Raw genomic sequence first — 26,062 nt, 5'->3', positions numbered from 1 at the left:
GGTCTTAGTTCTAACAAACGTTTGGTGGAAAGGTAAGCCATGGCGGTCTCCACCACCATCCACTCCTCGGGCATCGCCGAGATCGTGGTCGACACTCCCCCGGTCAACGCCCTGGCGGTCCGCGACTGGTACGACCTGGCCGACGCCGTACGGCATTCCGGACGCGACCCCGCCGTACGTGCCGCCGTACTCCGCGCGAAAGGGCGCGGCTTCAACGCCGGCGTCGACATCAAAGAGATGCAGCGCACGACCGGATACAGCGCTCTCCTCGGCGCCAACCGCGGCTGCTACGCCGCCTTCGCCGCGGTCTACGACTGCGAAGTCCCGGTGATCGCTGCCGTCCACGGCTTCTGCCTCGGCGGCGGCGTCGGGCTGGCCGGAAACGCCGACATCGTGGTCGCCTCCGAGGACGCCTACTTCGGCCTCCCCGAGGTGGACCGCGGCGCGCTGGGCGCCGCCACCCACCTCGCGCGACTGGTGCCCCAGCACCTGCTGCGCGCCATGGTCTACACATGCCGCAACGTTCTGGCCACCGAACTCCACGCCTACGGCTCGGTGCTGTCGGTGGTGCCGCCAGCCGAGCTGCGAGCGACGGCACTGGCCGTGGCGGGCGAGATCGCCGAGAAGGACCCGCGGGTCATCCGCTGCGCCAAGGAGGTGCTGAACGGCATCGACCCGGTGGACGTCAAGCGCGGTTACCGGTTCGAGCAGGGCTTCACCTACGAACTCACGCTCACCGGCGCGGGCGGTGCCCACCGCGACGGCTTCACCGGCCAACGGGAAGCGGAGGCGGAGGCCGAATCCGCGCCCCCAGACCTCGCCCGCAGGTACACCGACCGGAGCACGACGCGGTGAGCGGCCCGAACGCGGACACGGGCGCACACACGAACGGGGACAGCGCCACCGTCGCCGACAAGGTCATGTCCCCCGAGGGGATCGCCGCGTCACTGTCGGACGGGATGACGATCGGCATCGGCGGCTGGGGATCGCGCCGCAAGCCGATGGCGCTGGTCCGGGCCATCTGCCGCTCCCCCGTGCGCGACCTGACCGTGGTGTCCTGCGGCGGCCCGGACGTCGGCCTGCTGTGCGCCTACGGCAAGGTGCGGCACGTAGTCGCCCCGTTCGTCACGCTCGACACCATGCCGCTGGACCCCTGGTTCCGAACGGCACGCCAGCGCGGCGACATCGGGTTCACCGAGTACGACGAGGGCATGTTCATGTTCGGGCTCCTCGCGGCGGCCCACGGCCTCCCGTTCCTCCCCACGCCCGCCGGGATGGCCTCGGACGTCCTGCGGGTCAATCCCGGTCTGCGGACCATCCGCTCCCCCTACCCCACCTCCGCCAGCCGGCCCGGCCCCATCAGCGCCCAGGAAGAGGAACAAGACACGGGCGAAGAGCTGGTCGCCATGCCCCCGCTGCGCCTCGATGCCGCCCTGGTGCACATGAACCGCGCCGACGCGCGCGGCAACGGGCAGTACCTCGGCCCCGATCCCTACCTCGACGACCTCTTCGCCAAGGCCGCCCGCCACTGCTACCTGTCCTGCGAGCGGCTGGTCGAGGCCTTCGAGGGGCCGGTGCAGTCGCTCCTGATCAGCCGAATGATGGTGGCGGGCGTGGCGGAAACCCCGAACGGAGGGCACTTCACCACCTGCGAGCCGGACTACGGACGCGACGAGCCCTTCCAGCGGCGCTACGCGGCTGCCGCCTCCGACCCCGCCGAATGGCGGCGGTTCCGGAGCCGGTACCTGGACGTGGATGAGGGCTCCTACCAGCGGGAGGTGAGCCAGCGATGACCCCCTCGGGCCCATGGACGCCGCCGTCGACACCAGCGACGCGGGCCGAGATGTGCGTGACCGCCTGCGCCGACGCGTGGCGTGGCGACGGCGAGGTGCTGGCCGCCGCTATGGGGACCTGTTCGACCCTCGGCGCCCGCCTGGCCCGCCTCACCTTCGCGCCCGGCCTGCTCACCACGGACGGCGGCGCACTGCTCAGCCGCGACCCGTTGCCACTCGGCCGCCCCGCCGGTCCGGCCGCCGACGCGACGGCCGAGGGATGGCTCCCCTTCCGCGACCACCTGTGGCTGGTCCTCCACGGACGCAGACACGTGATGATGGGCGCCGCCCAGCTCGACCGGCACGGCCGGAGCAACATCTCCTGTATCGGCGACTGGTCGCAGCCGACCGCCCAGCTCCTCGGCGCTCGCGGGGCACCAGGCAACACGATCCGGAACACCACCAGCTACTGGATCCCGCGCCACACTCGGCGCGTGTTCGTGGACAGGGTCGACATGGTGAGTGGTGTCGCCGCCACCGACGCCCACGACCTGCGCCGTGTCGTCACGGACCTGGGGGTGCTGGACTTCGACGGCCCGGGGCGCACGCTGCGGCTGGTGTCGCTGCACCCGGGCGTCACGGTTGAGGAGGTGTGTGACAACACCGGCTTCGACCTGCATGTCCCGGGCGACGGTGTACGAACCACCCGCCACCCGACCGAGCGCGAGCTCCACCTGCTTCGCGACGTACTCGACCCCGACGGCCTGCGCGCCCGCGAGGTTGCCGAATGAGCCCCGGTCTCGGAGACGCCGACCCCCATCCGGCCTCGGCGTCTCCGAAGAGGAAGCCGGCACCATTCCCGACCCCGCTGACCGCACTGGTCGGCTGCCGCTACCCGATCGTGCAGACGGGCATGGGCTGGGTCGCCGGGCCGCAACTGGTCGCCGCCACCGCGAACGCCGGTGGGCTGGGCATTCTGGCGTCGGCGACGATGCCCGTGGAGCGGCTCGCCGAGGCCATCGGTGAGGTGCGGGAGCGGACGGACGCCCCCTTTGGTGTCAATCTTCGAGCCGATGCCGCGGACGCGAGCGACCGCGTCGGCCTCCTGATCCGGGAGCGCGTGAAGGTCGCCTCGTTCGCGCTGGCGCCCGACCCGAAGCTGATCCGTCGGCTGAAGGATGCCGGTGTGGTGGTGATCCCGTCGGTCGGCGCCCGGCGGCACGCCGAGAAGGTCGAGGCGTGGGGCGCCGACGCCGTGCTGGTCCAGGGCGGCGAAGGGGGCGGGCACACCGGCTCGGTGGCCACGGGTGTTCTGCTGCCGCAGGTCGTCGACGCGGTCGAGATTCCGGTGATCGCCGCAGGCGGCTTCTTCGACGGCCGTGGTCTCGTCGCCGCACTCGCCTACGGCGCCGCCGGGATCGCGATGGGCACCCGTTTCCTGCTCACCTCGGACAGCCCGGTCCCCGACGAGGTGAAGCGGTTCTACCTCAGAACGCGCGACACCGTGGTGACCCGCCAGGTCGACGGCCTGCCGCACCGCGTCCTGCGCACCGACCTCGTCGACTCTCTGGAGACCTCCACTCGCCCCCGACGCCTCCTGAGCGCGGCCCGCAACGCCGCCCGCTTCCGCCGCCTCTCCGGCCTGTCCTGGCCGGGCCTCCTACGCGAGGGCGCGGCGCTGCGGCGCGGTACCGGCTTGTCCTGGTCGCAAGTGCTCATGGCGGCCAATACTCCGATGCTGCTCAAGTCCGCCATGGTCGACGGCCGCACCGATCTCGGCGTCATGGCGTCCGGCCAGGTCGTCAGCGTCATCGACGACCCAAACGATCTGCCCTCCTGCGCGGAACTGATCGACCGAATCATGGCCGAGGCATACGCGGCCCTCGACCGCTTGGAGCGGGGCTCGACTGCGGTCATGAAACGGGAGTGAACGATTTCGCAGGTCAGCCATTCCAGACTCGATAATGCCGACATCTTCTTCCAACATGCGCCCGACGAGCGGGACCGGAGGAATGAACACTCTTGAGCAGGTTTTGGCCTACGAGATGAAAACCTCTATTTCGCAGGCCTCGATTCCCAAAGCAGAGCTGATCGTGTCCCCGTGACCCTGGCCAGGTGTCGGCCCGGCTGTCTCCCCCACCCCCCAGGCAGCACATCACTCACGACGGGGAACATTCCAGGCAGAATATCCCCCACCAGGCCTCTTGAGATGAGACCTCATTCAAAAATTGAGAAATACATCTATTATTTAATCATTAACGTTGATCATCCCAACCCTTCGAAAAGATGCGGATTTTCTCTTTACTTTCCTTCGGCAGCTTCTTAGGCTGGCCACAGTGACAGGGAGTTCACCAACGAACTCCAAAGGGCTAATCCTTTTCGATTACAACGCGGATATCGGCGACCCGGCCGATATTTATGAGAGGAACGTTTCGTGTCACTCGCGTTCTATACCGTCCGGTTCGACATCCCGGTGACCACGTCCACGGATAACTGGGTGAAGGAAGAGCGATTCGACTTCAGTAAGCGCATCCGGTGGGACGACCATCATCACGCCTGTGTTGATGTGGCGCTAAAGTCCTTCGACCTCCAGTACCTCACAGACGGCAGAGTCTATGAGTACCTTCTGGGTCGGGAGAACATCAGGCTCGATCTGGATCCGGGAAGAGGACACGGTGACGGTAGCGTCACCCTCACGGTGCAGTTGCGCCCTATGGCTCCACAGGCTCGACTTGATATCGGCTTCAAGGGGTACGTCGAAGCCCTGGTCATCGCGGACCTCTGGGACGAATGATTCATTGTCGCTGTTCGCGGAAGTCCGTACTGGTCAGGGGATAGCGATCAGGCTGAGGGGCGGCTGAAAGCACTCGTAGGCGAGCCAGCGGATCGCGTCGGGAACCGTCGCGCGCCCCAGTCCCCCGCAGTTGGACGACGGCAAGGATGCGCAGGGCCGCCAGGTTGGCCGGCGGCCCTGCGCCCGAGCGAACCTCGCCGACATCCTCGCCGAAGGTCGCGTCGCGCACGTGGCGCAGCGCTTCGATGCCCCGACTCGCCTGGAACCATGGGAGATCGAGCCGCCTCAGACCCGCTCGATCATCGTGGTCAAGCCTGGAGGACGAGAAGCGCCAGACCCCAGTCAGTGAGCGGAACCACCAGCGGGAGGGGGACAGCCGACGGCCGTCCCCCTCCCTCAACGCGTGAACGTCGGGAACCTTAGACTCCCGCTCCGGCCATCTGCCGACACTGCTCCGCGCACCGACGGCATGCGGCCGCGCACTCACGGCAGTAGTCGGCGTCGTACTTCTCGCACTCGGCCGCGCACGCCTCGCAGATCTCCGCGCACGTCTGACACAGCCGCGCCGCCCACTTCGACCCTCGCGACAGCAACGTCACGCACAGCGCACAGATCGCCGCGCAGTCCAGGCACAGTCGCGCGCACGCGGCCATCTCCGAGTTCTCCGCGCAGCACCTGTAGTTACACGCCTCGCACGCCTGCTGACACTCGGCGCAGGCATCCACACATTCCTGATTGCGTTGTTCCACGGTTGACACCGCCATGACGAGCCCCCTGTGATCGTCGATACCTGACAGCACGGCTGTGTGCGCATTGAAGTCACCTCAGTGCACTACGCACGTGGCCGCCTCTGCCCACGCTATGACGTGACTACCGGGACAAAGCGGATCGACACCGAAAACGGTGACTGTGACCGAAAGTTGGATGTTTGCTGCCACATCATTGGAACGCGCCGTGCCCGCCTACTCTGCGCCACACGCACGACCTGCCCTCCCGCGCGGAGCTGATCGACCACATCATGGACGATGCGCACTCGACCGTGGACGGCCTGGAACGCCTGAAACGCACCGGAGCCACATACCGAAGATGAGCCGCCCGCAGAGAGCACATCGTCCATATCGGGCATTCCATCTTCTCTCCGGACAAGAGTGGAGATCAATCTCTTCAGATAAATTCCACATGATTCCCAACACAATACTCTAAAGACGAGAAAAATGGGGCTCACAAACTGCGAAGGAGACAAACAAGCACGTCAACCATCAAGCGACAGGATCGCCGTTCACCAAGCCAGAACCACCGGGGATGCACCAGCTATCCGCCACCGTGGGCCTACTAAACACAATAGAATTCGCAAATTGGACTGAGCGAGCATCCGATTGGCTCGATGCGAAACATTTCTGGCCACTAACCTTTAGACTTCAAGCAAGTCCACAGAGCGCCAAGAAAAGGATCCCCCCATGGCGACGACCAAGCTGATACTCACTGCCACCCTTGCCACCGCCGCGATCGCCATAGCGGGCCTGTCCGCTGGAACGGCCCACGCCGACACCCTGACCTCCGTGGTCGGCGGCGGCGAGAGCATCGCCGGCACCACCGCGAACCACAAGGTCACACCGAACAAGGCCACTCACACGCTTGAGGACACCGTCCCCCTGAACAACAGCCTCATCGACAACGTCGACCTGAAGGACGCGGAAGCGATCGACACCGAAGACATGATCTCTCCCAATGTTCGGATCGCTGGGATGGAGTGAACGGCGACGAGGGCGGGGGACCCGGCCGATACCAAGAGCATCGTAGGGGCGTCCCGGAGACCACAGGGACGCGGCGTCCGCTCACACCCGCTCGATCACCGTGACGTTGGCCTGACCGCCGCCCTCGCACATGGCCTGGAAGCCGTAGCGGCCGCCCACGCGTTCGAGTTCGTGGAGCAGGGTGGTCATCAGCCGGGCGCCGGTCGCGCCGAGGGGGTGGCCGAGCGCGATGCCGCCGCCGTTCGGGTTGACACGGGCGGGGTCGGCACCGGTCTCCTTCAGCCAGGCGAGCACAACCGACGCGAACGCCTCGTTGACCTCCAGCACGTCGAGGTCGCCGATGCGCATGCCCGTCCGGCGCAGGGCGTGAGCGGTGGCCGGGATCGGCGCCGACAGCATGCGCACCGGGTCCTCACCGCGCGCCGACAGGTGGTGGATCCGCGCCCTCGGGGTGAGCCCGTGCGTGGCCACAGCCCGCTCGGAGGCGATTAGCAGCGCCGCGGCGCCGTCGGAGATCTGCGATGCGAGCGCTGCGGTGAGCCGCCCGCCGTCGACAAGCGGGCGCAGTCCGGCCATCGCCTGTCGGGTCGTCCCGCGCCGCGGCCCCTCGTCGGTTGTGACGTCGCCGAGGGGCGCCGTCTCGCGGTCGAAGCGGCCGGAGTCGATGGCGTGGATCGCCCGCTGGTGCGAGCCCAGGGCGAACTCCTCCATGGCGTCGCGGGTGATGCCCCACTGCTGCGCGATCATCTCGGCACCGCGGAACTGCGACACCTCCTGCGTGCCGTACCGGCGCCGCCAGCCCTCGGAACCGGCGAAGGGTCCCTCGGTGGATCCGAGCCCTTCGGCGGCGGTCATCGCGGAGCCGATGGGGACCTGCGACATGTTCTGCACCCCGCCCGCGACGACCAGGTCGGCGGTCCCGGACAGCACCGCCTGCGCAGCGAAGTGCACCGCCTGCTGCGAGGAGCCGCACTGCCGATCGACGGTGACGCCCGGCACCTCCTCCGGCAATCCGGCGGCGAGCCAGCAGGTGCGGGCGATGTCCCCGGCCTGGGGACCGATGGTGTCGACGCAGCCGAGGATGACGTCATCGACGGCGGCGGGGTCGGCGCCCGTGCGTTCCATGAGCGCGGTGAGGACGTGCGCGCCCAGATCGGCCGGGTGCACGCCGGACAGTCCGCCGCCTCGCCTGGTGACAGGGGAACGCACCGCGTCGACGATGAAAGCCTCGGCCATCGGCGGACACTCTCCTCACGCGGGTGCTGACTGGGTTCGGCGGCAGAGTTAATACTCCTGCTCCTCCGTTGATCTCGGCGATATCGACCGAATTCGCGGCGAAATTCGGTCGATATCGCCGAGATCAACGGAGGCACCGGCGACATCGCCGGTGAAGCCTCAGTAGTCAGGAGGGGTGGGGTTGGATACCCTCCAGGATCATCGTCAGGTACTGCTTGGCGACCATGTCGGCGGACAGGCGCCCGCCCGGCGCGTACCAGTTCGCCGCGACCCACACGGTGTCGCGGATGAACCGGTAGGCCAGGGGCACGTCCATGTCGGCGCGGAACGCGCCCTCGCGGACGCCCCGCTCCAGTAGTTCGACCCACATGTCGCGGAAGCGGGTCCGGGATTCGTTCAGGTAGGCGAACCGAGGGCTCTGCGCCAGGTGCTTGGATTCGTTCTGGTAGAGGACCACGGCCGGCCGGTGCGCGTCGATGGCGGTGAACGACGCTGCGACGAGCGCTTCCAGGGTCTCCCGGGCGCCTTTGTCCTCGGCGAGGATCCGGTCGTAGGACTCCCACAGCTCGGTGAGGAAGGTGGAGAGGATTTCGTCGGCCATCGACTCCTTGGAGTCGAAGTGGTAGTAGAGGCTTCCGGCGAGCATGCCCGCCGCGTCGGCCACCTCCCGGATCGTCGTGGCGGCGTACCCCTGCTCGGCGAAGATGTCGGCGGCTATGCCGAGCAGTTCCGCCCGTCGCTGGGTGCGTGCCGTGGCCGTGCTGTCGGCGTCGCGTCGCCGTGGGCTCATTGCGTCTTCATGCTCTCTGACTCGATACCGAGACCACTTCTCCCGTCATGTAGGAGGAGTAATCGCTGGCCAGGAAGACGATAACGTTTGCGATCTCCCACGGTTCGGCGTATCGGCCGAACACCTCCCGGGTGGTCAGCTCGGCGAGCAGCTCTTCGGATGTCACCTTCGCCAGATGCGGATGCATGGCCAGGCTGGGGGCGACGGCGTTGATCCGCACCCCGTGCGGCGCCGCCTCGATCGCGGCGCACCTGGTCAGAGCCATGACCCCGGCTTTGGCGGCGGCGTAGTGCGCTTGCCCTTCCTGCGCGCGCCAACCGGCCACGGAGGCGTTGTTGATGATGGTTCCGCCGCCGTTGGCGGTCATGAGGCGGAGGGCGGCACGGGTGCAGCGCATCGTGCCGTTCAGGGTGACATCGAGCACGCGGTCCCACTGGTGGTCGGTCATGTCGACGAGCTTGGCGGTGCCGCCGAGCCCGGCGTTGTTGACCACGATGTCGACGCGGCCGAACCGACCGCAGGCGGCGTCGAACATGGCCGCCACCTGGTCTTCGACGGTGACATCGCAGGGGACGGAGGCGACGGCACCCGGCCCGAAGTCTGCGGCGAGCGCTGCCTCAGCATCCTTCAGCCGACGTTCGTGGGCGTCACTGATGAGGACGCGGGCCCCTTCATCGAGCATCCGACGTGCTGTGGCGCCGCCTATGCCGGCCCCGGCCGCTGCGGTGACTACGGCAGTCCGGCCACGCAGTAGCCCGTGAGTGGAGACAGATACGGGTGCCGATGTCCTGTGCTCCATGACAACCAGACTACCAAACGGTTGTTAGGTAGACTGGTGTCTGTGTTGACTAAAGCGATTCCTGACGCACGGCCTTCACAAGGGAGATGAACTCGCGCGCTGGGAACTCAAGGAATCCATGCTCGCGATACCAGGTATCCCGAATCGCAGTAACTCTCCCCTCTGCAACCTCAACGCAGTTCTGCCCCAGGCCGCCATCCGTGTATCTGGAGGTATGCCAAGAGGCGACCTCAAGGCAGTTGCCACCCGAAGTGTCGCTGTAGCTGGACTTACGCCAGCACCCCATCTTAGAGGCCTCCTTTGATCTTGTAGATCATTGCTATCGAATCGTCAGGGGAAAGCGCGTCCGCCTGCAAGGCACCGAACGCTGCTTGCAGTACGGCAACACGCTTCATTTTGTCGAACGTCAAGCCACCCATGGCATGTTCCGCGTACCCGACAGTCTTTCCATCGGGCATCGTGCTGACACGAAACGGAGGATGGAAACCTGCACCAGTGCGGGAGTCCGGAAGTATCTGGAACTCGATCTCACCCTTTTCCGAAAGATCGATGATGCGCTCAAGCTGCCTCTTCAGGATCTCATCCCCTCCCACAGGACACCGCATGACGGGAGAGCGCACAACGAACCACAGGAGGGGCCCAGACGACACAATCGCGGGCAACCGACTCGTGCGAGCCTTGACCAGCTGCTGGAGCTGCTCTGGGGTTCGCCTCATGTATCGCGGCCCCAGGATGGCACGAGCATAGTCCTCTGTCTGAAGCAGCCCAGGGACAACTACGGACTGATACTCCCGGATCTCAGCGGCCTGGCGCTCGACTTTCAGAATACTTTTCAGATGATCAGGGACATCCTTCGTGTCACTGATCTCATCCCAGAGTGCAGTGAGAGCACCCCCTGTGGCAAGCGCCCTGTCCAACTCTTCGGCATACTCCCGCTTTGGGGTTCTCGTCCCCTTCTCGAGAGCACTCACTTGCTGCCTACTGAGGGGTGCGTCCCGAGCGAGCTGCGCTTGCGTTTTCCCAGCTAGAGAACGAATACGGCGCAGCTCTGCGCCCCACTGAGCCCAGACCGCATCAACTTTTTCTGCCATGTCCACAGGATGCTCTGCTGGTCTCCAAGATTCCACGGAGTCTCGAAGATGCTATGGATCTGTGGCGATAGAGGAAGGTCACCGCTTGTGGCGCGATGCTTGTTCCACGCCCGCAGAGGTCAGCGAAAGGAGGTGACGGGTCATGATCCGCACTCGGCTGAGGAACACAAGCTCGGTGCGCCCCTACGTCACCGGTATGCACCTCCACCGCTATTTCCGGTGGTTGCAATGACCGGGACACACATCATCATGAAGAAGTCGGACATCCCCGAGTCCGGCCGACTGGAAGTGTGGCAAGGAGGAGAATTCTCCTGGTACCCCGATGACGAGCAAGAGGGCTGCTACTACTGCCAGATCGTCAACAAAGACGGAGACATTATCTGGCGGTCCAAATTCGACCGGAGATTCCTGCTCGAACTGATTATGTGGAAGGTCGAGCGAGGACTATTCCGACGCCGGTGCAGGCCTCTGCACACCACAGGACTCCTCTGAACGGATACGGGGATCTCCGTTCAGGGTTGGGAAGAGGGGGCGCGCTCGGTCGGTGGCGCGCCCCCTCGTTCTCTCTTATTTGTTCTTATCCGCTACGTGCCACGGCCTACTTGCGCTCGCGGACAGCGGCCAGGATCTCAGCGACCGCATCGTCGACGGCAACGCCGTTGTTCTGCGACCCGTCGCGGTAGCGGAAGGACACCGCGCCCTTGCTGACGTCCTCGTCGCCTGCCAGGAGCATGAAGGGGACCTTCTGCTTCTGGGCGTTGCGGATCTTCTTCTGCATCCGGTCGTCGCTGGAGTCGACCTCCACGCGGATGCCCTCGGCGCGCAGCTTCTCGGCGACCTTCTCCAGGTAAGGCACGTGCTCGTCGGCGATCGGGATACCGACAGCCTGGACCGGGGCGAGCCAGGCCGGGAAGGCGCCCGCGTAGTGCTCCAGCAGGACTCCGAAGAACCGCTCGATCGAGCCGAAGAGAGCGCGGTGGATCATGACCGGCCGCTGGCGCGAGCCGTCGGCCGCGGTGTACTCCAGCTCGAACCGCTTGGGCTGCTGGAAGTCGACCTGGAGCGTGGACATCTGCCACGTACGGCCGATGGCGTCCTTGGCCTGGACCGAGATCTTCGGTCCGTAGTAGGCCGCGCCGCCCGGGTCCATGATCAGTTCCAGGTTCTGCTTCTCGGCGGCCTGCCGCAGGATCTCGGTGGCCTCTTCCCACTCCTCCGGCTCACCGATGAACTTGTCGGACTCGCCGCGGGTGGACAGCTCCAGGTAGAAGTCGCTCAGCCCGTAGTCGCGGAGTAGGTCGAGCACGAAGGTGAGCAGGGTGTCGAGTTCACCCGGCATCTGCTCCTTGGTGCAGTAGATGTGCGAGTCGTCCTGGGTGAAGCCGCGCGCCCGGGTCAGGCCGTGCACGACACCCGACTTCTCGTACCGGTACACCGTGCCGAACTCGAACAGCCGCAGCGGCAGCTCGCGGTAGGACCTTCCGCGCGCCCGGAAGATCAGGTTGTGGATCGGGCAGTTCATGGCCTTCAGGTAGTAGTCCTGGCCGTCGAACTGCATGGGCGGGAACATCGCGTCGGCGTAGTTCGGCAGGTGCCCCGACGTCTCGAACAGCTTCGCCTTGGTGATGTGCGGGGTGTTGACGAACTCGTAGCCCGCCTCCTCGTGGCGGCGCCGCGAGTACTGCTCCATCTCCTTGCGGATCACACCGCCCTTGGGGTGGAACACGGCCAGGCCCGAGCCCAGCTCGTCGGGGAAGGAGAACAGGTCGAGCTCCGCACCGAGCTTGCGGTGGTCGCGCTTCTCGGCTTCCTCCAGGAAGGTGATGTACTCCTTGAGCTTGTCCTTCGTCTCCCAGGCGGTGCCGTAGATGCGCTGCAGCTGCGGGTTGAGCTCGCTGCCGCGCCAGTAGGCCGCCGCCGAACGCATGAGCTTGAACGCCGGGATGACCTTGGTGGTCGGCAGGTGCGGGCCGCGGCAGAGGTCCTTCCAGCACAGCTCCCCGGTGCGCGGGTGCACGTTGTCGTAGATGGTCAGCCCGTCTCCGCCGACCTCGACGCCCGCGCCCTCGGCGGCGTCGCCCGCGCCGCCCTTGAGGCCGATGAGCTCCAGCTTGTACGGCTCCGTGGACAGCTCGGCGCGCGCCTCCTCATCACTCACGGCGCGGCGGTCGAAGCGCTGGCCCTGCTTGATGATCTGCTGCATCTTCTTCTCGATGTTCTTCAGATCAGCAGGGGTGAACGGCTCGTCGACGTCGAAGTCGTAGTAGAAGCCGTTGTCCACGGGCGGGCCGATGCCCAGCTTGGCCTCGGGAAACAGCTCCTGCACCGCCTGCGCCAGCACGTGCGCGGTGGAGTGCCGCAGGATGGCGCGGCCGTCCTCGGAGTCGATGGCGACCGGCTCGACGACGTCGCCGTCGGCCAGCTCGCGGTAGAGGTCGCGCAGCTCGCCGTTGACGCGGGCGGCGATCACGGTGCGCCCATCGGCGTCCAGCGCCTGCCCGGCCGTCGTCCGGGCCGCCACCACACGCTCGGTTCCGTCGAGGGTGACACGCAGCTCAGGCACGGCAGACACAGTGACTCCTTCAGAGCACATCGGGGATGTTGCAACGCGAATAAGAACGAGTCGGAGCGCCGCCGGACCTTGCCGACGTCAGCCTGGCCCAGGGACGGTCTCCGACTCCCCTCATAGTACTTACTGGCGTAGGGGTTCCCGCTCGATCCGTAGGCGGGCACAGCCGCGCTCGCAGCCGCTGCCCGACGAACAGTGGGGAGTCGAGGGTGCCGTCGCGGCGATGCCGGGGTAGGAACCCAAGCCGGGGAGTTACACGGGGTGGGGTCGAACAACTCGAGGAGGTTCCGTGCGGATCGTCGTCGTGGGCGCCGGCATCGCGGGGGTGACGCTGGCGTCCGCTCTGCGCGACAGCGGAGTGGAGACCGTCCTACTGGAGCAGACACAGGAGGTCACGCCGGTAGGCGGGGGCCTGCAGCTGGCACCGAACGCCGCCCGCCCGCTGCTGCGGCTGGGCTTGGGCGCGGAGCTCGCCGAGGTGGGCGTGCCCCTGGAGAGTCGGGACATGCTCCACTGGGCCGACGGCACGCTGCTGCACTCCATCCCCATGGGCGCGGAGTTCGAGAAGCGCTTCGGCGCCCCCTTCTACACCATGCTCCGTTCCGACCTGCACGGCATCCTGCTGGATGCCGCTCCGCCCGATTGTGTCCGGCGCGGGCGCTACGTCACCGACGTGCTGGAGAACAGCGACGTGGTGACCCTGCGGTGTGCCGACGGGCAGGAGGTCAACGGCGACGTCGCCATCGGCGCCGACGGCGTGCACTCCATCATCCGCTCACTGCTCAACGAAGAGCGGCAACATCCGGGAATGCGGGTGATCTACCGCGGCCTGATCCGGTCGGACCGCGTCCCCGGGCACCTGGCGGAGCCTCGGATGCGGGTGTGGATGGGATCGGACCGGTACTTCTCCTGCTACCCGGTCTCGGGCGGGAAGACGGTCAGCTTCAACGCGCTGATCCCGACCGCGGAACCCCATCCGGAGTCGTGGACGGCCGCCGGGCGGATCGATGACCTCGGGCGCGCGCTGCACGGCTGGGACTCCGACGTGCACGCGCTGCTGTCCGCGGCCGAGTGGATCGGCGCCTGGGGGCTGCAGGAGCGCGCCGCGGTGCCGGTGTGGCACTCCGACCGGATCGCGTTGATGGGCGACGCCGCGCATCCGACCCTCCCGTTCTTCGCCCAGGGCACCAACCTGGCGGTGGAGGACGCCATCGTGCTGGCCGACCGGCTGCGCGGGGCGACGGCGCTGACCGTGGGCGGGTCGCTGGCCGAGTACGCGACGGTGCGCAGTCAGCGCGTCAAGGAGGTGCACACCAGCATCTGCACGTCGCTGCTGGCCCTCGCGCAGGCCGCCCCCGAGGAGCGGCGCGGCATCCTCGCCGACTCCGAGATGGCCAACGCCGGCTGGATCTACGGCTACGACCCCGATCACGACGGCGGAACGACCGCAACCTCCTCCTCCAACGGGAATCAGCCCACTCACCCCAGGATGTAACCGAGAGTGCTCGATTCAGGCCCTGGCGTGGTTCTGGTAAAAGTTTCCGGTCCAGGGCCATCCATCATCGGATCTAGCGAGTGGGGGCGGCTATCGTAAGCGCATGTCTCCGAGTTCCCCGAGCACCGTGACCAGAACAGAGGATCCGGACCCGGCGACATCCTCCCTTTCCGCGCCACCGCGACGTAGATCGAAGCGGTGGCGCAGATTCCGCACCCGCCTGCGGATCTGGCGGATGCGCATGCACTCTCACCCTGCCCTGCACTGGACCTGGCAGATCCTCGTCGGTGTCGTCGGCACCGTCGTCCTGATCGCGGGCATCATCATGTGCGTCACTCCCGGCCCGGGAATCGGCGGGATCATCATGGGGCTGGCGATCCTCGCCACCGAGTTCCCGTGGGCGCGGCGCCCCCTTCGCCTCGCCCGACGCTGGGCCGTCAAGGCAACGGACCGCGCTCTGCGGGCGAAGCGGCGGCACATGGGACCCCACGGACTGCTGTCGCGCTTCCGCAAGTAGGTGTCCCGGGGGGCGGTTCTCCCCCGTTTTGAGATTCGGTCGGCACGAATTCGGAGCACTGCCCCAACCAGATCCGGACATCCTGTCGTTCGGTCCGCCGCCCGGACCGACATGGCTCCCGCGCCCCCTCTACCCGCCCTGACCTGCGACGCAGCCGGAATCAACGGTCGCCGCGCGGCGGGGACGGGCCGCTCTGCGGCCGCCGCTGCGCGGTGCGCGGACCGTGCCGATACGCAACGAAAAAGGCCGACTCCTGAATAATGGAGTCGGCCCTGAGCAAGTGGGCGATACTGGACTCGAACCAGTGACCTCGTCGGTGTGAACGACGCGCTCTAGCCAACTGAGCTAATCGCCCTGCTGTGTTGGCCCGCCTTGCCCTGCGGGGCGAACAAGTAAGACTCTAGCGCATCCGACGGGTGGTTGACGCGCCATCCGCTCCCCAGGAGGGGTCCGGCGCTGTGATCGACGTCTCATTGCACGGTTCGTCGGGTCGTCCCAGAGCACGCACAACGTGGAATCCCCTCTGCGGCGGGGAGTCTGGACGCTTGGCGGACACGGGGCCCACCCCGACCCCCCGTCGTGCGTGACGCGGCACACAGATCATCCGGAAATTCCTGGTTTCCCCAGCTCATTACAGTGGCGGAGGATCGGAGAAGCTGTGGCGACGATGCCCCCTCCGGATCCGAGAACAATTCTTCCCGGTTTTCCGCGTCATAGGTCTGGACCGGCCGCGTTAGAGCGGGTGACGGTAACCGACCCGCACTTCGCGGGGCCGGACGAGAAAAGGTACGGCGAACATGAACAGTAGCGGCACCACTGCCAGCGCCGAGCTGGGCCTTCGGCTCGTGGTCCCCGACCGCACGGCGGTCCCTCTGGTCGCGCGGCTCGACTACACCGCCGATGACCCCTACGCCATCAAGGTGGCCTTCCACACGGGCGAGGACGAGCCCGTCGAGTGGATCTTCGCCCGCGAACTCCTGACGGTGGGCATCGTGCGCCCCGTCGGCGAGGGCGACGTGAAGGTCTGGCCCGCCCGCGGCGAGGGCGAGCGCACCATCAACATCGCGCTCTCCTCCCCCTTCGGGCAGGCCGAGTTCGACGCTCCGGTCGCGCCGCTGGCGGAATTCCTGCACCGCACGTACGAGATCGTGCCTGCGGGCCAGGAGGGCGACTACATCGACCTGGACTCCGAGATCGAGCGGCACCTCTACTCCTGAGGCGTCGGCCGCGGTCGCGCCGCGGCATTCACCTGACCCCGCCGGGTCCCCTGTGTGGCACGGACCGTACGGGCAACCGATGGTCACCGGATCGACACCCGCAGGACCCACCATGCCCGAAAATACGGAGATACAGACAGGTTTCCGGTCGCTGGTTTACCCCACGGCCTGGGACCAAAACCCGTAATGGGCAGGATTCGTAGAAAAATGCCGCGGCTCTTCGCAGCCGCGGCATTTTCCTTACCTTCTGACCTGCGGTGATCCGCCGTGACGCCTGGTCAGCCGCCCGGCCGTCGCCATCACGGGTCCAAGTCGGAGGCGCTGCGCTCGGTGAACACGTCGATGACCTTCGACGTCACCGGACCCGGTGCCCCGGGCAGCACCCGGCCGTCGATCGCGCGGATCGCCTGCACGTCGCGGCCGGAGGAGGTCAGGAACGCCTCGGTGATGTCCGACAGCGCCGACATCGGCACGTCGGTCTCCTCGCCCCCGGCCCACTCCAGGACCAGCTCCCGGGTGATTCCGGCCAGCGGCCCGGCCGACAGCGGCGGCGTCACCAACCGCCCCCCGAGCACCACGAAGATATTGGTGGCCGTCCCCTCACACAGGTTTCCCGCGGTGTTGGCGAAGATCGCCTCTCCCGCCCCCCGCTTGCGCGCGTACTCAACGGCCACCACGTTCTCGGCATACGAGGTCGTCTTCATCCCCGTCAGAGCGCCGTGCTCGTTGCGCCGCCAGGGCACCACCACGACGTCGTCCGTGGCGGCGATGGGCGGGAAGGGCCCGATCGCGACGATGTAGGTGAGCTCTCCCCCGGTCCGGTGGGAGCCGAGGGGCCCCGGCCCGCCGGTCACGGTGATCCGGATCCGGGACGAGGGCACGTCCGGATTGGCGTCCAGCGCCTGACGCACGCCGTCGGCGACGAGGTCGAGGTCGGGGGTGGGCAGTCCGATACCCGTCGCCGAGCGGGCCAGCCGACGCAGGTGGCGGCTGAGGGCGAACGGCTCCCCTCCGATCCCTTCACCGTCTCGAACACGCCGTCGCCCACCGTGATCCCGTGGTCCAGCACCGGAATCCGGGCGTCGTCCGCGTCGAGTACGCGCCCCGGCCGAATCCGGCACCGGCGATCCACACCCGCATCGTCCTCATCCCCTCGTTCTGGTTTTCCTCATCGTGGACTGACCTTCAGCCCTGATCCTGCCACCTGCGTCGCGACACGCGGGAGGCATTGCGCCGCGGGGGCGCGGGCGGGGCGGCTGTTGGCGCGGGGGCCGAACGCAAGTCCTGTGACCAACTCTGGCCGATCCCTGTAGAGGCACCTTACGGATGGGTACCGTTACGACGCGGCCGGTGATCTCCACTCCGTTCGCCGACGCGCCACTCCCGGCTGACCCTGGGGAACCGGACACATGTGTTACGAATGGCTATCATCTGGGCAACGCTTATGGGAGCCCCGTATACACGGAGCCTCTCGGTGGGCCATGTGTGGGCTGGTCCGGTCGCAGTCGCCGGCCGCCGCCCACCCGGACGAACACAGATCAAGAGAGCTATGACCTCACAGAGCACCGCCCCTGGCGAACTGAGCTGGTTGCTCGATGACCTGCTCACGCGCGCGCAAGGCACGCAGCATGCCATCGTGCTGTCGACCGACGGCCTGCTGATGGCCTCATCCAGCAGACTCGACCGCTCGGCCGCCGAACACCTGGCGGCCATCACCTCGGGGCTGCACAGCCTGGCCGGAGGCGCCAGCAAACAGTTCGGAGCCGGCGGCATCCGGCAGAGCATCATCGAGATGGACGAAGCCTTCCTCTTCGTCGCGGCCGCCGGGGAGGGTGCCTGCATGGCGCTGATCTCCGACACCGACTGCGATGTCGGCGCCGTCGCCTTCGAGATGCACAAGGTGATCGAACGCGTCGGGGAGTACCTGTCCGCGCCTCCGCGCCCGGACATGCCCACCACGCCCGCGCATGTGGAGCGCTGACGGCCCCGAGGCCCCACACCTCGGGGCAGCGTCGGCGGTTCCCTGTCGGCACGGCCCGCCCGCGTGAGCGGGCCGTGCGGAGGTTCGGGCATCCCGGTCGCCGGAGCGCGTGGCATCACCGTCGGTCATTCGATTTCGCGCATGCGCCGATATCCGCTAGAGTTCTTAACGCAGCGAGGGGGCAACGCCCCGGGAAACCGGGCCGGACGAACCCCTCTCCGCGCGGACGTGGCTCAGCTGGTAGAGCATCACCTTGCCAAGGTGAGGGTCGCGGGTTCGAATCCCGTCGTCCGCTCGCAGTAAAAAACGGTTGTCGGGCGCAAGCCCCGCAGCACGCGGACGTGGCTCAGCTGGTAGAGCATCACCTTGCCAAGGTGAGGGTCGCGGGTTCGAATCCCGTCGTCCGCTCGGAGAGGCCGCATGGGTTCACTCACGGGCTCGAGCGCGGCTCGTGGCGGAGTGGCCGAGTGGCTTAGGCAAGGGACTGCAAATCCCTGTACACGGGTTCGATTCCCGTCTCCGCCTCCATGCTTCGCATCGGCGCGGTTAGCTCAGTTGGTTAGAGCGCTACCTTGACACGGTAGAGGTCACAGGTTCGAATCCTGTATCGCGCACCAGACCGAACGCATTCGTATCCTCGGTTCCTCGTAAGAGGGCCGAGTGTACGGACGACAAGCCCCCAGCGGCGCACAGCGCCCTGGGGGCTTTCTCGTGGACGCGGACCTCGGTGGCTCGCCCCACGTCCCCGGTCAGGGCAATCCTGCCGTCTTCCAGGCCCTCGTAGACGCCCTTGCGCCGCGCAACTGGAGCGAGCCGACGGCGCTGCCCCAGCAATTCACGCTCCGGGTCTGCGTGCCATGGCCCAGGTTCGGGCCCACCGCCAGGAAGCGAGTACTCGGCGCTGACCTCGAAGCCGAAATTCCGGTAGAACCGCACATTGCGTTTGTCGGAGGTCTCGAGGAAGGAGGACAGCCCGGCCGAGTCGGCGGCTTCGAGCCCGGGACGGATCACTGCGCGACCCAGGCCGGATCCCTGTCGGTCCGGATCGACACCGAGCGAGCAGAGGAACCACACCGGCTCGGTCGGCCGGTGCGGGGCCATCGCGGCTTCAGCCTGTGCGGCGGCCTCCGCCCGGTCACCGGAGATCTCGGCGAACTTCGGAGCGAGTTCAGCGAAGACGTCGCCCGCCTCCGCAATTTCGGGGGTCGTCCACAGCCACCGCGGCACCGCCGTCCGCGATCCAGACTCGCCCGTGCTCGAGGCCGATTCGGGAGATGAACAGCTCGTTGAACCGCTGAAGGCGTCCACCATTGTCGTCGTCGGCAATGGTGTGGCGGGTGAAGGGGTACGTCGCGTAGGCACGGCACAGCGTTCGGACTGCGGCGGGCACGTCGGCGTGCGTGGCGAGACGGACGTCGGAGGTGTTCACGGTAATGGACGCCTTCCGTTCATCGGTTCTCGGAACGATGCTGACTTTCAACCTGTCATCGGATGTTATGCCGGTCACTGAATCCATCAGTGGATGGAAATCAGCACAAAGATAGCGCGAGCCGACGGAAGAAGAGACTGCCCGTGGCGTCGCCGCGGCCTCTACGCTGACCGCATGACCTGGCGTTCGCCTGTTTGACCACGGGGTTCGCGTCGAGTTCCCGAGACGCCGTCGTATGTGCGGCCGGATTCGGTCACATCTAACCCCCGCCCCAGAGTGATCGGTGGTTCTACGTCGCCTCGGCTGCCGACACGATGTCTCCCCGAGACCACGCGTATCTCCGGCGCCGAAGCGCCCAGAGGCTGTGAACGGTCTCATCCATGACTTCCTGGCGGCCGCCGACACGCACTGATCTGGAAAAACGCAGACACGCGCGCGGCGGCCCCCACAACAGCGCCACTTGGCGAGGCCGAAAAGCGTCCGCATCGGGTACACCTGGTGTTCATGGACACGACACGCATCGTCTACGAGCGCGGGGGTAGCGGCACCCCCGTGGTCCTGCTGCACGGGCTGGGGCATCGGCGCCAGGCGTGGTATCCGGTCATGGCCGACCTGATGGAGCGGCACGAGGTCGTCGCCCTCGACCTGCCGGGGTTCGGCGACTCCCCCGCTCCGGGCGGGGAACGCGCCTACGACGTCGGTTCGCTCGTCGACACAGTGCGGCGGACCTGCGACGACCTCGGGCTCGACCGGCCGCATCTCGTGGGCAACTCCCTGGGCGGGGCGATCGCGCTGGAGCTGGGCGCGTCCGGTGCGGCGGCGTCGGTGACGGCCCTCTCGCCCATCGGCTTCAACACCCCGCCCGCTGAGGCCGGTGCGCGGCTGCTCGCGGGCGCTGCCCAGGTGGCGGCGTTCGTGCCGCCGTCGGTGCTGCGGGCCGCGACGCACAGCCCGGCGGGACGCGCGCTCGCGCGGCGGGCGCTGCGCGGCGATCCGTCCGACCCCGCCGACCGGCACTTCGCCTTCGACGCGAGCGCGATCGCGGCCGGGTCGCCCTATGTGCGGCTCGCTCCGCACGTGGCGGCCTACACGTTCTCCGCGTCGATGGTCCCCTGCCCGGTGACCGTCGCCTGGGGCGATCGCGACCGCCTGCTCCCGCCCAGCGGCGCCCGGCGCGCCCTGCGCAGGATCCCGCACGCCCGGCAGGTCACGCTGCTGGGGTGCGGGCACATCCCGATGTCCGATAACCCGCGCGCCGTGACGGCGGAGATCCTCCGGACAACGGGCGCCGCGCGGGACCTCGGTCAGCGTGTGGTCGCCTAGCGGTCCCGCGCGGCGTCGCGCCGCAGACCCGGCTAGGCGACCTCGACCAGGTCGACGACGAAGACCAGGGTCTCCCCCGGCTTGATCGGGCCCACGCCGCGGTCGCCGTAGGCAAGGTGCGGCGGGATGACGAGGCGGCGCCGACCGCCGACGCGCATACCCATCACGCCCTGCTCCCATCCGGCGATGACCTGGCCGGCGCCCAGCTTGAAGCGCAGCGGCTCGCCGCGGTTCCAGGAGGCGTCGAACTCCTCGCCGGAGGAGTGGGCGACGCCGACGTAGTGCAGCGCCACGAGGGAGCCGTGCCCGGCCTGCGTGCCCTCCCCGACGGTGATGTCGGTGGTCTCCAGGTCCGCCGGAGGCGGGCCGTCGATGAAGTCGATCTCGGGACGCTCGAGCGCCATATCGCTACCCCTCAGGATGATCTCTACAGATGAGCACCTCAGGGTATCGGCGGTGGCCGCAGGCAGGCGCCGTGCGACCGCGTGTTCGCCGACAGCGGGAAACGGGAAACCGGCGCGGGGGACACGGGGCCCCTCGGAGGGTGCGGCGGGTCAGTCGCCGATCGTGGCGGCGACCAGGTGACCGCGGCCCTGGACGGCGATGGCACCGGAGTCGGCAGGGACGAACACCGACTCGCCCCGCTCCAGGGTGAGCCGGGACCCGTTCCCGGCGCGCAGTTCGGCGGCGCCGTCGAGGGCGAGGACGACGGCGGGCGAGCCGTCGGGGAGGCGTGAGTCGATGCTGCCGGGGCCGAGCACGGCGAGGGCGAACTCGCCCACGCCCGGCCGGAACTCGGTCCGCCCGTCCGCTGCGACCGGCTGGGAGTAGGGGACGGGGAGGACGGAGAAGTCGACGACCTCCAGGAGTTCCGGAACGTCCACGTGCTTGCCGGTAAGCCCGGCGCGCAGGACGTTGTCCGAGCTGGCCATCACCTCGACGGCCGTGCCGCGCAGGTAGGCGTGGACGTTGCCGGCCGGGAGGAACAGGGCCTCGCCGGGACGCAGTGTGATGCGGTTGAGCAGCAGCGCGGCCACCGCCCCGGGGTCGCCGGGGTAGCGCCGCGCGAGTTCGATGACGGTGTCGCTGTGCCGCCCGGTCGCGACACCGGCGGCGGCGCGCTGCTCGCACTCGGCGATGAACCCGCCGACGAGCCGTTCCCGCTCCTCGCAGGGCAGGGTCAGGACGCGCGTCAGCGCGGCGCGCAGGGCGCGGTGCGGGTCGGGGGCGGACAGGTCCTCACGCAGAGCGCCCGCCAGCTCGCTGACGAGGCCGTCGAGGTCCTCGCGGGCGTCGTCCGGGTCGCGGAAGCCGCACAGCGCCTCGAACGGCTCCAGGGCCAGCACGAGTTCGGGCTTGTGGTGGGGGTCCCGGTAGTTGCGGTGCGGAGCGTCGAGGGGAATGCCCGCGGCCTCCTCGGCCGCGAACCCGGCGCGGGCGCGCGCGGCGTCCGGGTGGGCCTGGAGGGAGAGCGGTTCCTCGGCGGCCAGCACCTTCAGCAGGAAGGGCAGGCGTTCACCAAACCGGCTGACGGCCTGCTTGCCGAGAACGTCTTTCGGGGCGGAGGCGATGAGCTCGTCGAAGCTGATGTCGCCGTTGGCGGTGCGCAGGGTGCTGGGGGCGCCGTGGTGGGCGCCGAGCCACAGCTCGGCCTGCGGTTGGCCGTCGGGCTCGCGGCCGAGCAGGCGTGGGATGGCGACCGTCGATCCCCACGCGTACGGGCGTACTTGGTTGGTCAGCCTGTGCATCCGCTCTGTTCTTCCCATCCCGCCTCGTCGGACCGCTGGAGCCCTCAGTCTCGCGGACGGGTCATCGCCGCGTCGGCAGCGGCACCGCCACAGGACGGGGTGGTGCCTGCTCTACCACCACCGACCCGACGACACGTTCCGGCGATGTTACCGACTGGTTTATCTGCAAACCGGTTGTGCTGTCCAGTTCATCGTGACAGTCCGGGGTCCGCGGTGTCGCCTGGCTTCTCCGGTTCGTTCTCATCCGCCCTGCTCATGGCGGAGGGCCCCATAGAGGGAGTCGCCTGCTCCCATGGCGCCGGTGATCACGCGCTTCCTCTGGTTCCGGCCGGTCGGCCGGATGGTTTCCGTGATCAGCGGGGCGCGGAGTCCGGTGTCTGCTGGGCGGCCTTGTCGGCGGTCGCCCTGTCCGGCGTTCTCGGGTGAAAAGCGGCACCGAGGGCGGTGGGGGCTGGGGCGCCCCTGTCGGCTCGCAGGCGGGACGGGCCCGGACCGGCGTCGGGCAGCGGGAAAGCGCTCTCCGTCCTGTCCTTCCGTTGATCTCGGCGATATCGACCGAATACCGGCGAGTATTCGGTCGATATCGCCGAGATCAACGGAGAGAGGAGTGGGTGCGGTGGTGAAACGGCAGTGGGGGCGGGCCGGAAGGCCGCGTTTCCGCTGGACGTGAAGCCGCTTCCGCGATACGGGAGCACCCCCCGCCGCAGGCCCCCGCTGGCGATGATCATGGGGGTGCATCTGATGATGTCCGTTTTGCCGGAGTATTCCCCATGATCATCGCGGGGAACTTGTGGCAATCCGGGCATAACCGACGCACGGCGGGCCGCAAGGCGGGTTCCGGGCCGCCCGCAGGGCCCGTCCGGGAGCCGACAGGCGACGCCCACCCCTGCCTCCGCGTCGGTGCCGCTTTTCGCCCAAGGACATGGGAAAGGACGACCGCGGACAAGGCCGCCCAGCAGACCCCTGCCCCCGCCCGGCCGCACCCGCCAGACGACCGGCGCCCCCAGCTCCCTGCCCTCGTCGGTGCCGCTTTTCACCACCGAACATCGGAAAGGAAGAACTCCGACAAGGCCGCCCAGCAGACACCGAACTCCGTACCCCCTGATCACGGTGCAAGCCCTGGTTTCCGTCCGCCTCGCACGAGGGGACCGCGATCGTCGGAAGGTCGGCGGGACGCGAGCGGGGCGCACACGGCGGGCCACCCGGCGTGTCCGCTGCCGACCGGCGGCGGGACAGGAGATAACAATTCCGAACGGGGCGGATCACAGCGGTTCACAATGGTATTACCATTGCCTCCCATGTGCCGCTGAGCACAGCAGATAGGCCTGCCCACCCCCACTCACCACCCCGCATCACCCCAACCGCGCGCCGATCGCGGCGCGCACCATTCGGGAGGCACCTCGTGGAAGCCATCGAACCCGCCTACGGCACCGGGCCGCTGCTGGCCATAGCGGTCGGCGCCGTCGCCGTCCTGCTCTTCCTGGTGATGAAGGTGCGCCTGCACGCCTTCGTCTCGCTGACCCTGGTCAGCCTGCTGGTGGCGGTGGCCACCCGGATCCCCGCGGACGAGATCGTGCCGACCATGCTCGACGGGTTCGGCGACACGTTGGCCAGTGTCGCCCTGCTGGTCGGGCTCGGCGTGATGATCGGCCGCCTGATGGAGGTCACCGGGGGTGCCGCGGTCCTGGCGAACACGCTGATCAGGGCCTTCGGTGAGCAGCGGGCACCCCTGGCGCTCGGCGTCGCCTCACTGCTCTTCGGCTTCCCCATCTTCTTCGACGCCGGGCTGATCGTGATGCTGCCGATCGTGTTCAGCGTCGCCCGCCGCCTGGGCGGCTCGGTCCTGCTCTACGCCCTGCCCGTGGCGGGAGCCTTCGCCGTCATGCACGCCTTCGTGCCACCGCACCCGGGGCCGGTCGCCGCCACCGGCCTCATCGGCGCCGACATGGGCGCCACGCTGGTCGTCGGGCTGCTGCTGGCCGTTCCCACCTGGTACCTGGCCTCCTACCTGTTCGCGCTGTTCACCGGGCGGCGGTTGCAGCTCCCGGTGCCCGACGACGTCCTCGGCGACGGCACAGCCCACGACGACCCGCCCCGCCTGTCGACCGTCCTGGCAATCCTGCTGCTGCCGATGCTGCTGATTTTCGGCAACACCGGCCTGACCACGCTCTCCACCATCGGGGCCGTCGATGGCGACGCGGCGTGGGTGCGGGTGCTGGTCCTCCTCGGGCAGACGCCCGTCGCGCTGCTCATCACCGCGATCACGGCCATGGTGGTGCTCGGCCGCGGGCGGCACCCGCGCCAGCGCATCGAGCAGATCAGCAACGAGGCCCTGGGGCCGGTGTGCTCGATCATCCTGATCACCGGTGCCGGGGGCATGTTCGGCGGCGTGCTGCGGGCCGGCGGCATCGGGGAGGCCCTGGCGCACAGCCTGGAGTCCACCGGCCTGCCGGTCATCGTGGCGGCGTTCGTCGTCGCGACGGCGCTGCGCGTGGCCCAGGGCTCGGCCACGGTCGCGCTGACCACCACGGCGGCGCTCATCGCGCCCACGGTCGCGGCGACCAGCGGGCTGTCCACGCTCGACCTGTCGCTGATCGTCATCGCGATCGCCTGCGGCTCCACGGTGCTCTCGCACGTCAACGACTCGGGGTTCTGGCTGGTCGGCCGCTTCCTCGGCATGGACGTGCGGACCACGCTGCGCACCTGGACGGTGATGGAGACGCTGATCGGCGTGATCGGCTTCGGCTTCGCCTTCCTGCTCAGCCTGGTTCTGTGAGTCCTGGAGCGTCCGCCGGTCCCGCCGCACCCGTGTCGGCCTCGTCCAGGGCCGCCACGACCTCGGTGACGATGGCGCGCATGGCGGCCTCCGCGACCTCGGGCAGGCCGCTGTGGATCGCCGAGGCGACGTGGGCGTGCAGGCGCAGCGCGTGGGGTCGGGGCCGGTGCGGCATCAGCTGGTAGGCCGTGCGGCCGGTGAGCACCTCGGCGACGACGTCGGAGAGCCCCGCGAACATCTCGTTGCCGGACAGCAGCAGGATGCGCCGGTGGAACTCGATGTCCAGGTCGAGGAAGGCCGCCAGGTCGCCGCGCTCGCCCTCCTCGGCCATCCGCCGGTTCACCTCGACCAGCGCGTCGCGCTCCTCCTGCCGGGCGCGGCGGGCGGCGGAGGCCGCGGCCGGAGGCTCGACGGCGGCGCGCAGCTCGTTCAGCGACCGCAACTGCGCCATGCGGCCGGGGCCGGCCAGCCGCCACCGGATGAGCTGGGGGTCGTAGACGCTCCACTCCCCCTGCGGGCGGACCCGGACGCCGGTGCGGGGACGGCTGACGACCAGGCGCATGGACTCCAGCACCCGCACCGCCTCGCGGGCCACGGTGCGCGAGACCCCGTAGTCGCGCTCCAGGCGGTCGAGCGTGAACACGTGGCCGGGCTCGACCTCGCCGGCCGCGATCGCCGGGCCCAGTTCCGCCAGAACGCGGTTGTGCAGGGTGCGGCGGGCCGAGCCGCCGTGGTCGGCGTGGGCGCTCATCGGGCTCCTCGCTGTGGCCG

24 protein-coding genes, 5 tRNA genes and 1 pseudogene are annotated in these 26,062 nt (G+C 68.2%); 17 read left to right on the top strand and 13 right to left on the bottom strand.

All coding sequences use genetic code 11. The annotated features are described in order from the left end of the window. Positions 1-39 precede the first annotated feature (39 nt). The 7 genes from CDO52_RS10855 to CDO52_RS10825 all read left to right on the top strand — a co-directional run bounded on the left by CDO52_RS10855 (position 40) and on the right by CDO52_RS10825 (position 6,320). Positions 40-855 (top strand): enoyl-CoA hydratase family protein, encoded by an 816-nt coding sequence (locus CDO52_RS10855; protein ID WP_017617230.1) that lies wholly within the window; start codon positions 40-42, stop codon positions 853-855. Between the two features lie 65 nt (positions 856-920). Beyond that, positions 921-1,793, top strand: a complete 873-nt coding sequence (locus CDO52_RS10850) for a CoA transferase subunit A (RefSeq protein WP_094932819.1) — start codon at positions 921-923, stop codon at positions 1,791-1,793. After that, positions 1,790-2,563: a CoA-transferase subunit beta gene (locus CDO52_RS10845; RefSeq protein WP_026125504.1), complete on the top strand. Its 774-nt coding sequence runs from the start codon at positions 1,790-1,792 to the stop codon at positions 2,561-2,563. The genes CDO52_RS10850 and CDO52_RS10845 overlap by 4 nt, the downstream gene beginning before the upstream one ends. Next, positions 2,560-3,702: an NAD(P)H-dependent flavin oxidoreductase gene (locus CDO52_RS10840; protein WP_094932360.1), complete on the top strand. Its 1,143-nt coding sequence runs from the start codon at positions 2,560-2,562 to the stop codon at positions 3,700-3,702. The genes CDO52_RS10845 and CDO52_RS10840 overlap by 4 nt, the downstream gene beginning before the upstream one ends. Before the next feature lie 504 nt (positions 3,703-4,206). Beyond that, positions 4,207-4,566, top strand: a complete 360-nt coding sequence (locus CDO52_RS10835; protein ID WP_017617234.1) for a hypothetical protein — start codon at positions 4,207-4,209, stop codon at positions 4,564-4,566. 130 nt (positions 4,567-4,696) lie between these two features. Continuing rightward, positions 4,697-4,915 carry a hypothetical protein gene (locus CDO52_RS27370; RefSeq protein WP_157745521.1) on the top strand — a complete coding sequence of 73 codons (219 nt, stop codon included), beginning with the start codon at positions 4,697-4,699 and terminating at the stop codon, positions 4,913-4,915. Positions 4,916-6,023: 1,108 nt separating this feature from the next. Further along, entirely contained in the window at positions 6,024-6,320 is a 297-nt protein-coding gene (locus CDO52_RS10825; protein WP_017617236.1) for a hypothetical protein, read from the top strand. A gap of 81 nt (positions 6,321-6,401) precedes the next feature. Here the strand turns inward: CDO52_RS10825 and CDO52_RS10820 are convergent, their stop codons facing one another. The 6 genes from CDO52_RS10820 to thrS form a co-directional block, all read right to left on the bottom strand. Continuing rightward, complete coding sequence (locus CDO52_RS10820; RefSeq protein WP_017617237.1) at positions 6,402-7,556, bottom strand: acetyl-CoA C-acetyltransferase; 1,155 nt, start codon at positions 7,554-7,556, stop codon at positions 6,402-6,404. A 166-nt stretch (positions 7,557-7,722) separates the two neighbouring features. After that, positions 7,723-8,346 carry a TetR/AcrR family transcriptional regulator gene (locus CDO52_RS10815; RefSeq protein ID WP_017617238.1) on the bottom strand — a complete coding sequence of 208 codons (624 nt, stop codon included), beginning with the start codon at positions 8,344-8,346 and terminating at the stop codon, positions 7,723-7,725. A gap of 7 nt (positions 8,347-8,353) precedes the next feature. Beyond that, positions 8,354-9,145 (bottom strand): SDR family oxidoreductase, encoded by a 792-nt coding sequence (locus CDO52_RS10810; protein WP_026125505.1) that lies wholly within the window; start codon positions 9,143-9,145, stop codon positions 8,354-8,356. 49 nt (positions 9,146-9,194) lie between these two features. After that, positions 9,195-9,431, bottom strand: coding sequence for a DUF397 domain-containing protein (locus tag CDO52_RS10805; RefSeq protein WP_083919715.1), 237 nt, complete (start codon positions 9,429-9,431; stop codon positions 9,195-9,197). 1 nt (position 9,432) lies between these two features. Further along, the gene (locus CDO52_RS10800) at positions 9,433-10,236 is read right to left on the bottom strand and encodes a helix-turn-helix domain-containing protein (RefSeq protein ID WP_152471502.1); all 804 of its coding nucleotides are present in this window, start codon (positions 10,234-10,236) and stop codon (positions 9,433-9,435) included. A gap of 598 nt (positions 10,237-10,834) precedes the next feature. Further along, entirely contained in the window at positions 10,835-12,808 is a 1,974-nt protein-coding gene (gene thrS / locus CDO52_RS10790) for a threonine--tRNA ligase (RefSeq protein ID WP_026125506.1), read from the bottom strand. 286 nt (positions 12,809-13,094) lie between these two features. Between thrS and CDO52_RS10785 the strand changes: the two genes are divergently transcribed. Beyond that, a complete protein-coding gene (locus tag CDO52_RS10785; RefSeq protein WP_017617243.1) occupies positions 13,095-14,300 on the top strand; it encodes an FAD-dependent monooxygenase in 1,206 nt (401 codons plus the stop codon). 235 nt (positions 14,301-14,535) lie between these two features. Continuing rightward, on the top strand, positions 14,536-14,817 hold the full coding sequence (locus CDO52_RS10780) for a PGPGW domain-containing protein (RefSeq protein WP_017617244.1): 282 nt from the start codon (positions 14,536-14,538) through the stop codon (positions 14,815-14,817). Between the two features lie 281 nt (positions 14,818-15,098). On the opposite strand, the gene CDO52_RS10775 is transcribed toward CDO52_RS10780, so the two are convergent. Further along, a tRNA-Val gene (locus CDO52_RS10775) sits at positions 15,099-15,172 on the bottom strand. A gap of 442 nt (positions 15,173-15,614) precedes the next feature. Here CDO52_RS10775 and CDO52_RS10770 point away from each other — a divergent pair. Then, on the top strand, positions 15,615-16,034 hold the full coding sequence (locus CDO52_RS10770; protein WP_017617245.1) for an SsgA family sporulation/cell division regulator: 420 nt from the start codon (positions 15,615-15,617) through the stop codon (positions 16,032-16,034). A 299-nt stretch (positions 16,035-16,333) separates the two neighbouring features. Here the strand turns inward: CDO52_RS10770 and CDO52_RS10765 are convergent. Next, a pseudogene (locus tag CDO52_RS10765) lies at positions 16,334-17,174 on the bottom strand (aminotransferase class IV). 409 nt (positions 17,175-17,583) lie between these two features. Here CDO52_RS10765 and CDO52_RS10760 point away from each other — a divergent pair. From CDO52_RS10760 to CDO52_RS10740, 5 genes are all read left to right on the top strand, one after another. After that, the gene (locus CDO52_RS10760) at positions 17,584-18,015 is read left to right on the top strand and encodes a roadblock/LC7 domain-containing protein (protein WP_017617247.1); all 432 of its coding nucleotides are present in this window, start codon (positions 17,584-17,586) and stop codon (positions 18,013-18,015) included. A gap of 222 nt (positions 18,016-18,237) precedes the next feature. Then, positions 18,238-18,310, top strand: a tRNA-Gly gene (locus CDO52_RS10755). Positions 18,311-18,350: 40 nt separating this feature from the next. Further along, positions 18,351-18,423: transfer RNA gene (locus CDO52_RS10750), tRNA-Gly, on the top strand. A 45-nt stretch (positions 18,424-18,468) separates the two neighbouring features. Continuing rightward, positions 18,469-18,543 (top strand) — tRNA-Cys (locus CDO52_RS10745). A gap of 12 nt (positions 18,544-18,555) precedes the next feature. Continuing rightward, positions 18,556-18,632 (top strand) — tRNA-Val (locus CDO52_RS10740). Here the strand turns inward: CDO52_RS10740 and CDO52_RS29235 are convergent. Further along, positions 18,583-19,116: a GNAT family N-acetyltransferase gene (locus CDO52_RS29235; RefSeq protein WP_332459821.1), complete on the bottom strand. Its 534-nt coding sequence runs from the start codon at positions 19,114-19,116 to the stop codon at positions 18,583-18,585. The two genes, CDO52_RS10740 and CDO52_RS29235, sit on opposite strands and share 50 nt — an antisense overlap. A 67-nt stretch (positions 19,117-19,183) precedes the next feature. After that, positions 19,184-19,531 carry a hypothetical protein gene (locus CDO52_RS29230; protein ID WP_332459814.1) on the bottom strand — a complete coding sequence of 116 codons (348 nt, stop codon included), beginning with the start codon at positions 19,529-19,531 and terminating at the stop codon, positions 19,184-19,186. Positions 19,532-19,948: 417 nt separating this feature from the next. Between CDO52_RS29230 and CDO52_RS10730 the strand changes: the two genes are divergently transcribed. Continuing rightward, on the top strand, positions 19,949-20,767 hold the full coding sequence (locus tag CDO52_RS10730; protein WP_026125507.1) for an alpha/beta fold hydrolase: 819 nt from the start codon (positions 19,949-19,951) through the stop codon (positions 20,765-20,767). A 32-nt stretch (positions 20,768-20,799) separates the two neighbouring features. Here CDO52_RS10730 and CDO52_RS10725 read toward each other — a convergent pair whose 3' ends face one another. Both CDO52_RS10725 and manA read right to left on the bottom strand, forming a co-directional pair. Beyond that, entirely contained in the window at positions 20,800-21,171 is a 372-nt protein-coding gene (locus CDO52_RS10725; protein ID WP_094932359.1) for an FKBP-type peptidyl-prolyl cis-trans isomerase, read from the bottom strand. Between the two features lie 150 nt (positions 21,172-21,321). Beyond that, positions 21,322-22,515, bottom strand: a complete 1,194-nt coding sequence (gene manA / locus CDO52_RS10720) for a mannose-6-phosphate isomerase, class I (protein ID WP_017617251.1) — start codon at positions 22,513-22,515, stop codon at positions 21,322-21,324. Positions 22,516-23,917: 1,402 nt separating this feature from the next. On the opposite strand from manA, the gene CDO52_RS10715 reads away from it, so the two are divergent. After that, on the top strand, positions 23,918-25,291 hold the full coding sequence (locus CDO52_RS10715; protein WP_094932358.1) for a GntP family permease: 1,374 nt from the start codon (positions 23,918-23,920) through the stop codon (positions 25,289-25,291). Here the strand turns inward: CDO52_RS10715 and CDO52_RS10710 are convergent. Next, positions 25,275-26,042 carry a FadR/GntR family transcriptional regulator gene (locus CDO52_RS10710; RefSeq protein WP_094932357.1) on the bottom strand — a complete coding sequence of 256 codons (768 nt, stop codon included), beginning with the start codon at positions 26,040-26,042 and terminating at the stop codon, positions 25,275-25,277. The genes CDO52_RS10715 and CDO52_RS10710 overlap by 17 nt on opposite strands. Between the last annotated feature and the right edge of the window lie 20 nt (positions 26,043-26,062).

The organism is Nocardiopsis gilva YIM 90087, from assembly GCF_002263495.1.
GTDB classification, from domain to species: Bacteria; Actinomycetota; Actinomycetes; order Streptosporangiales; family Streptosporangiaceae; genus Nocardiopsis_C; species Nocardiopsis_C gilva.
This window is presented reverse-complemented; position numbering and strand designations above follow the sequence as displayed.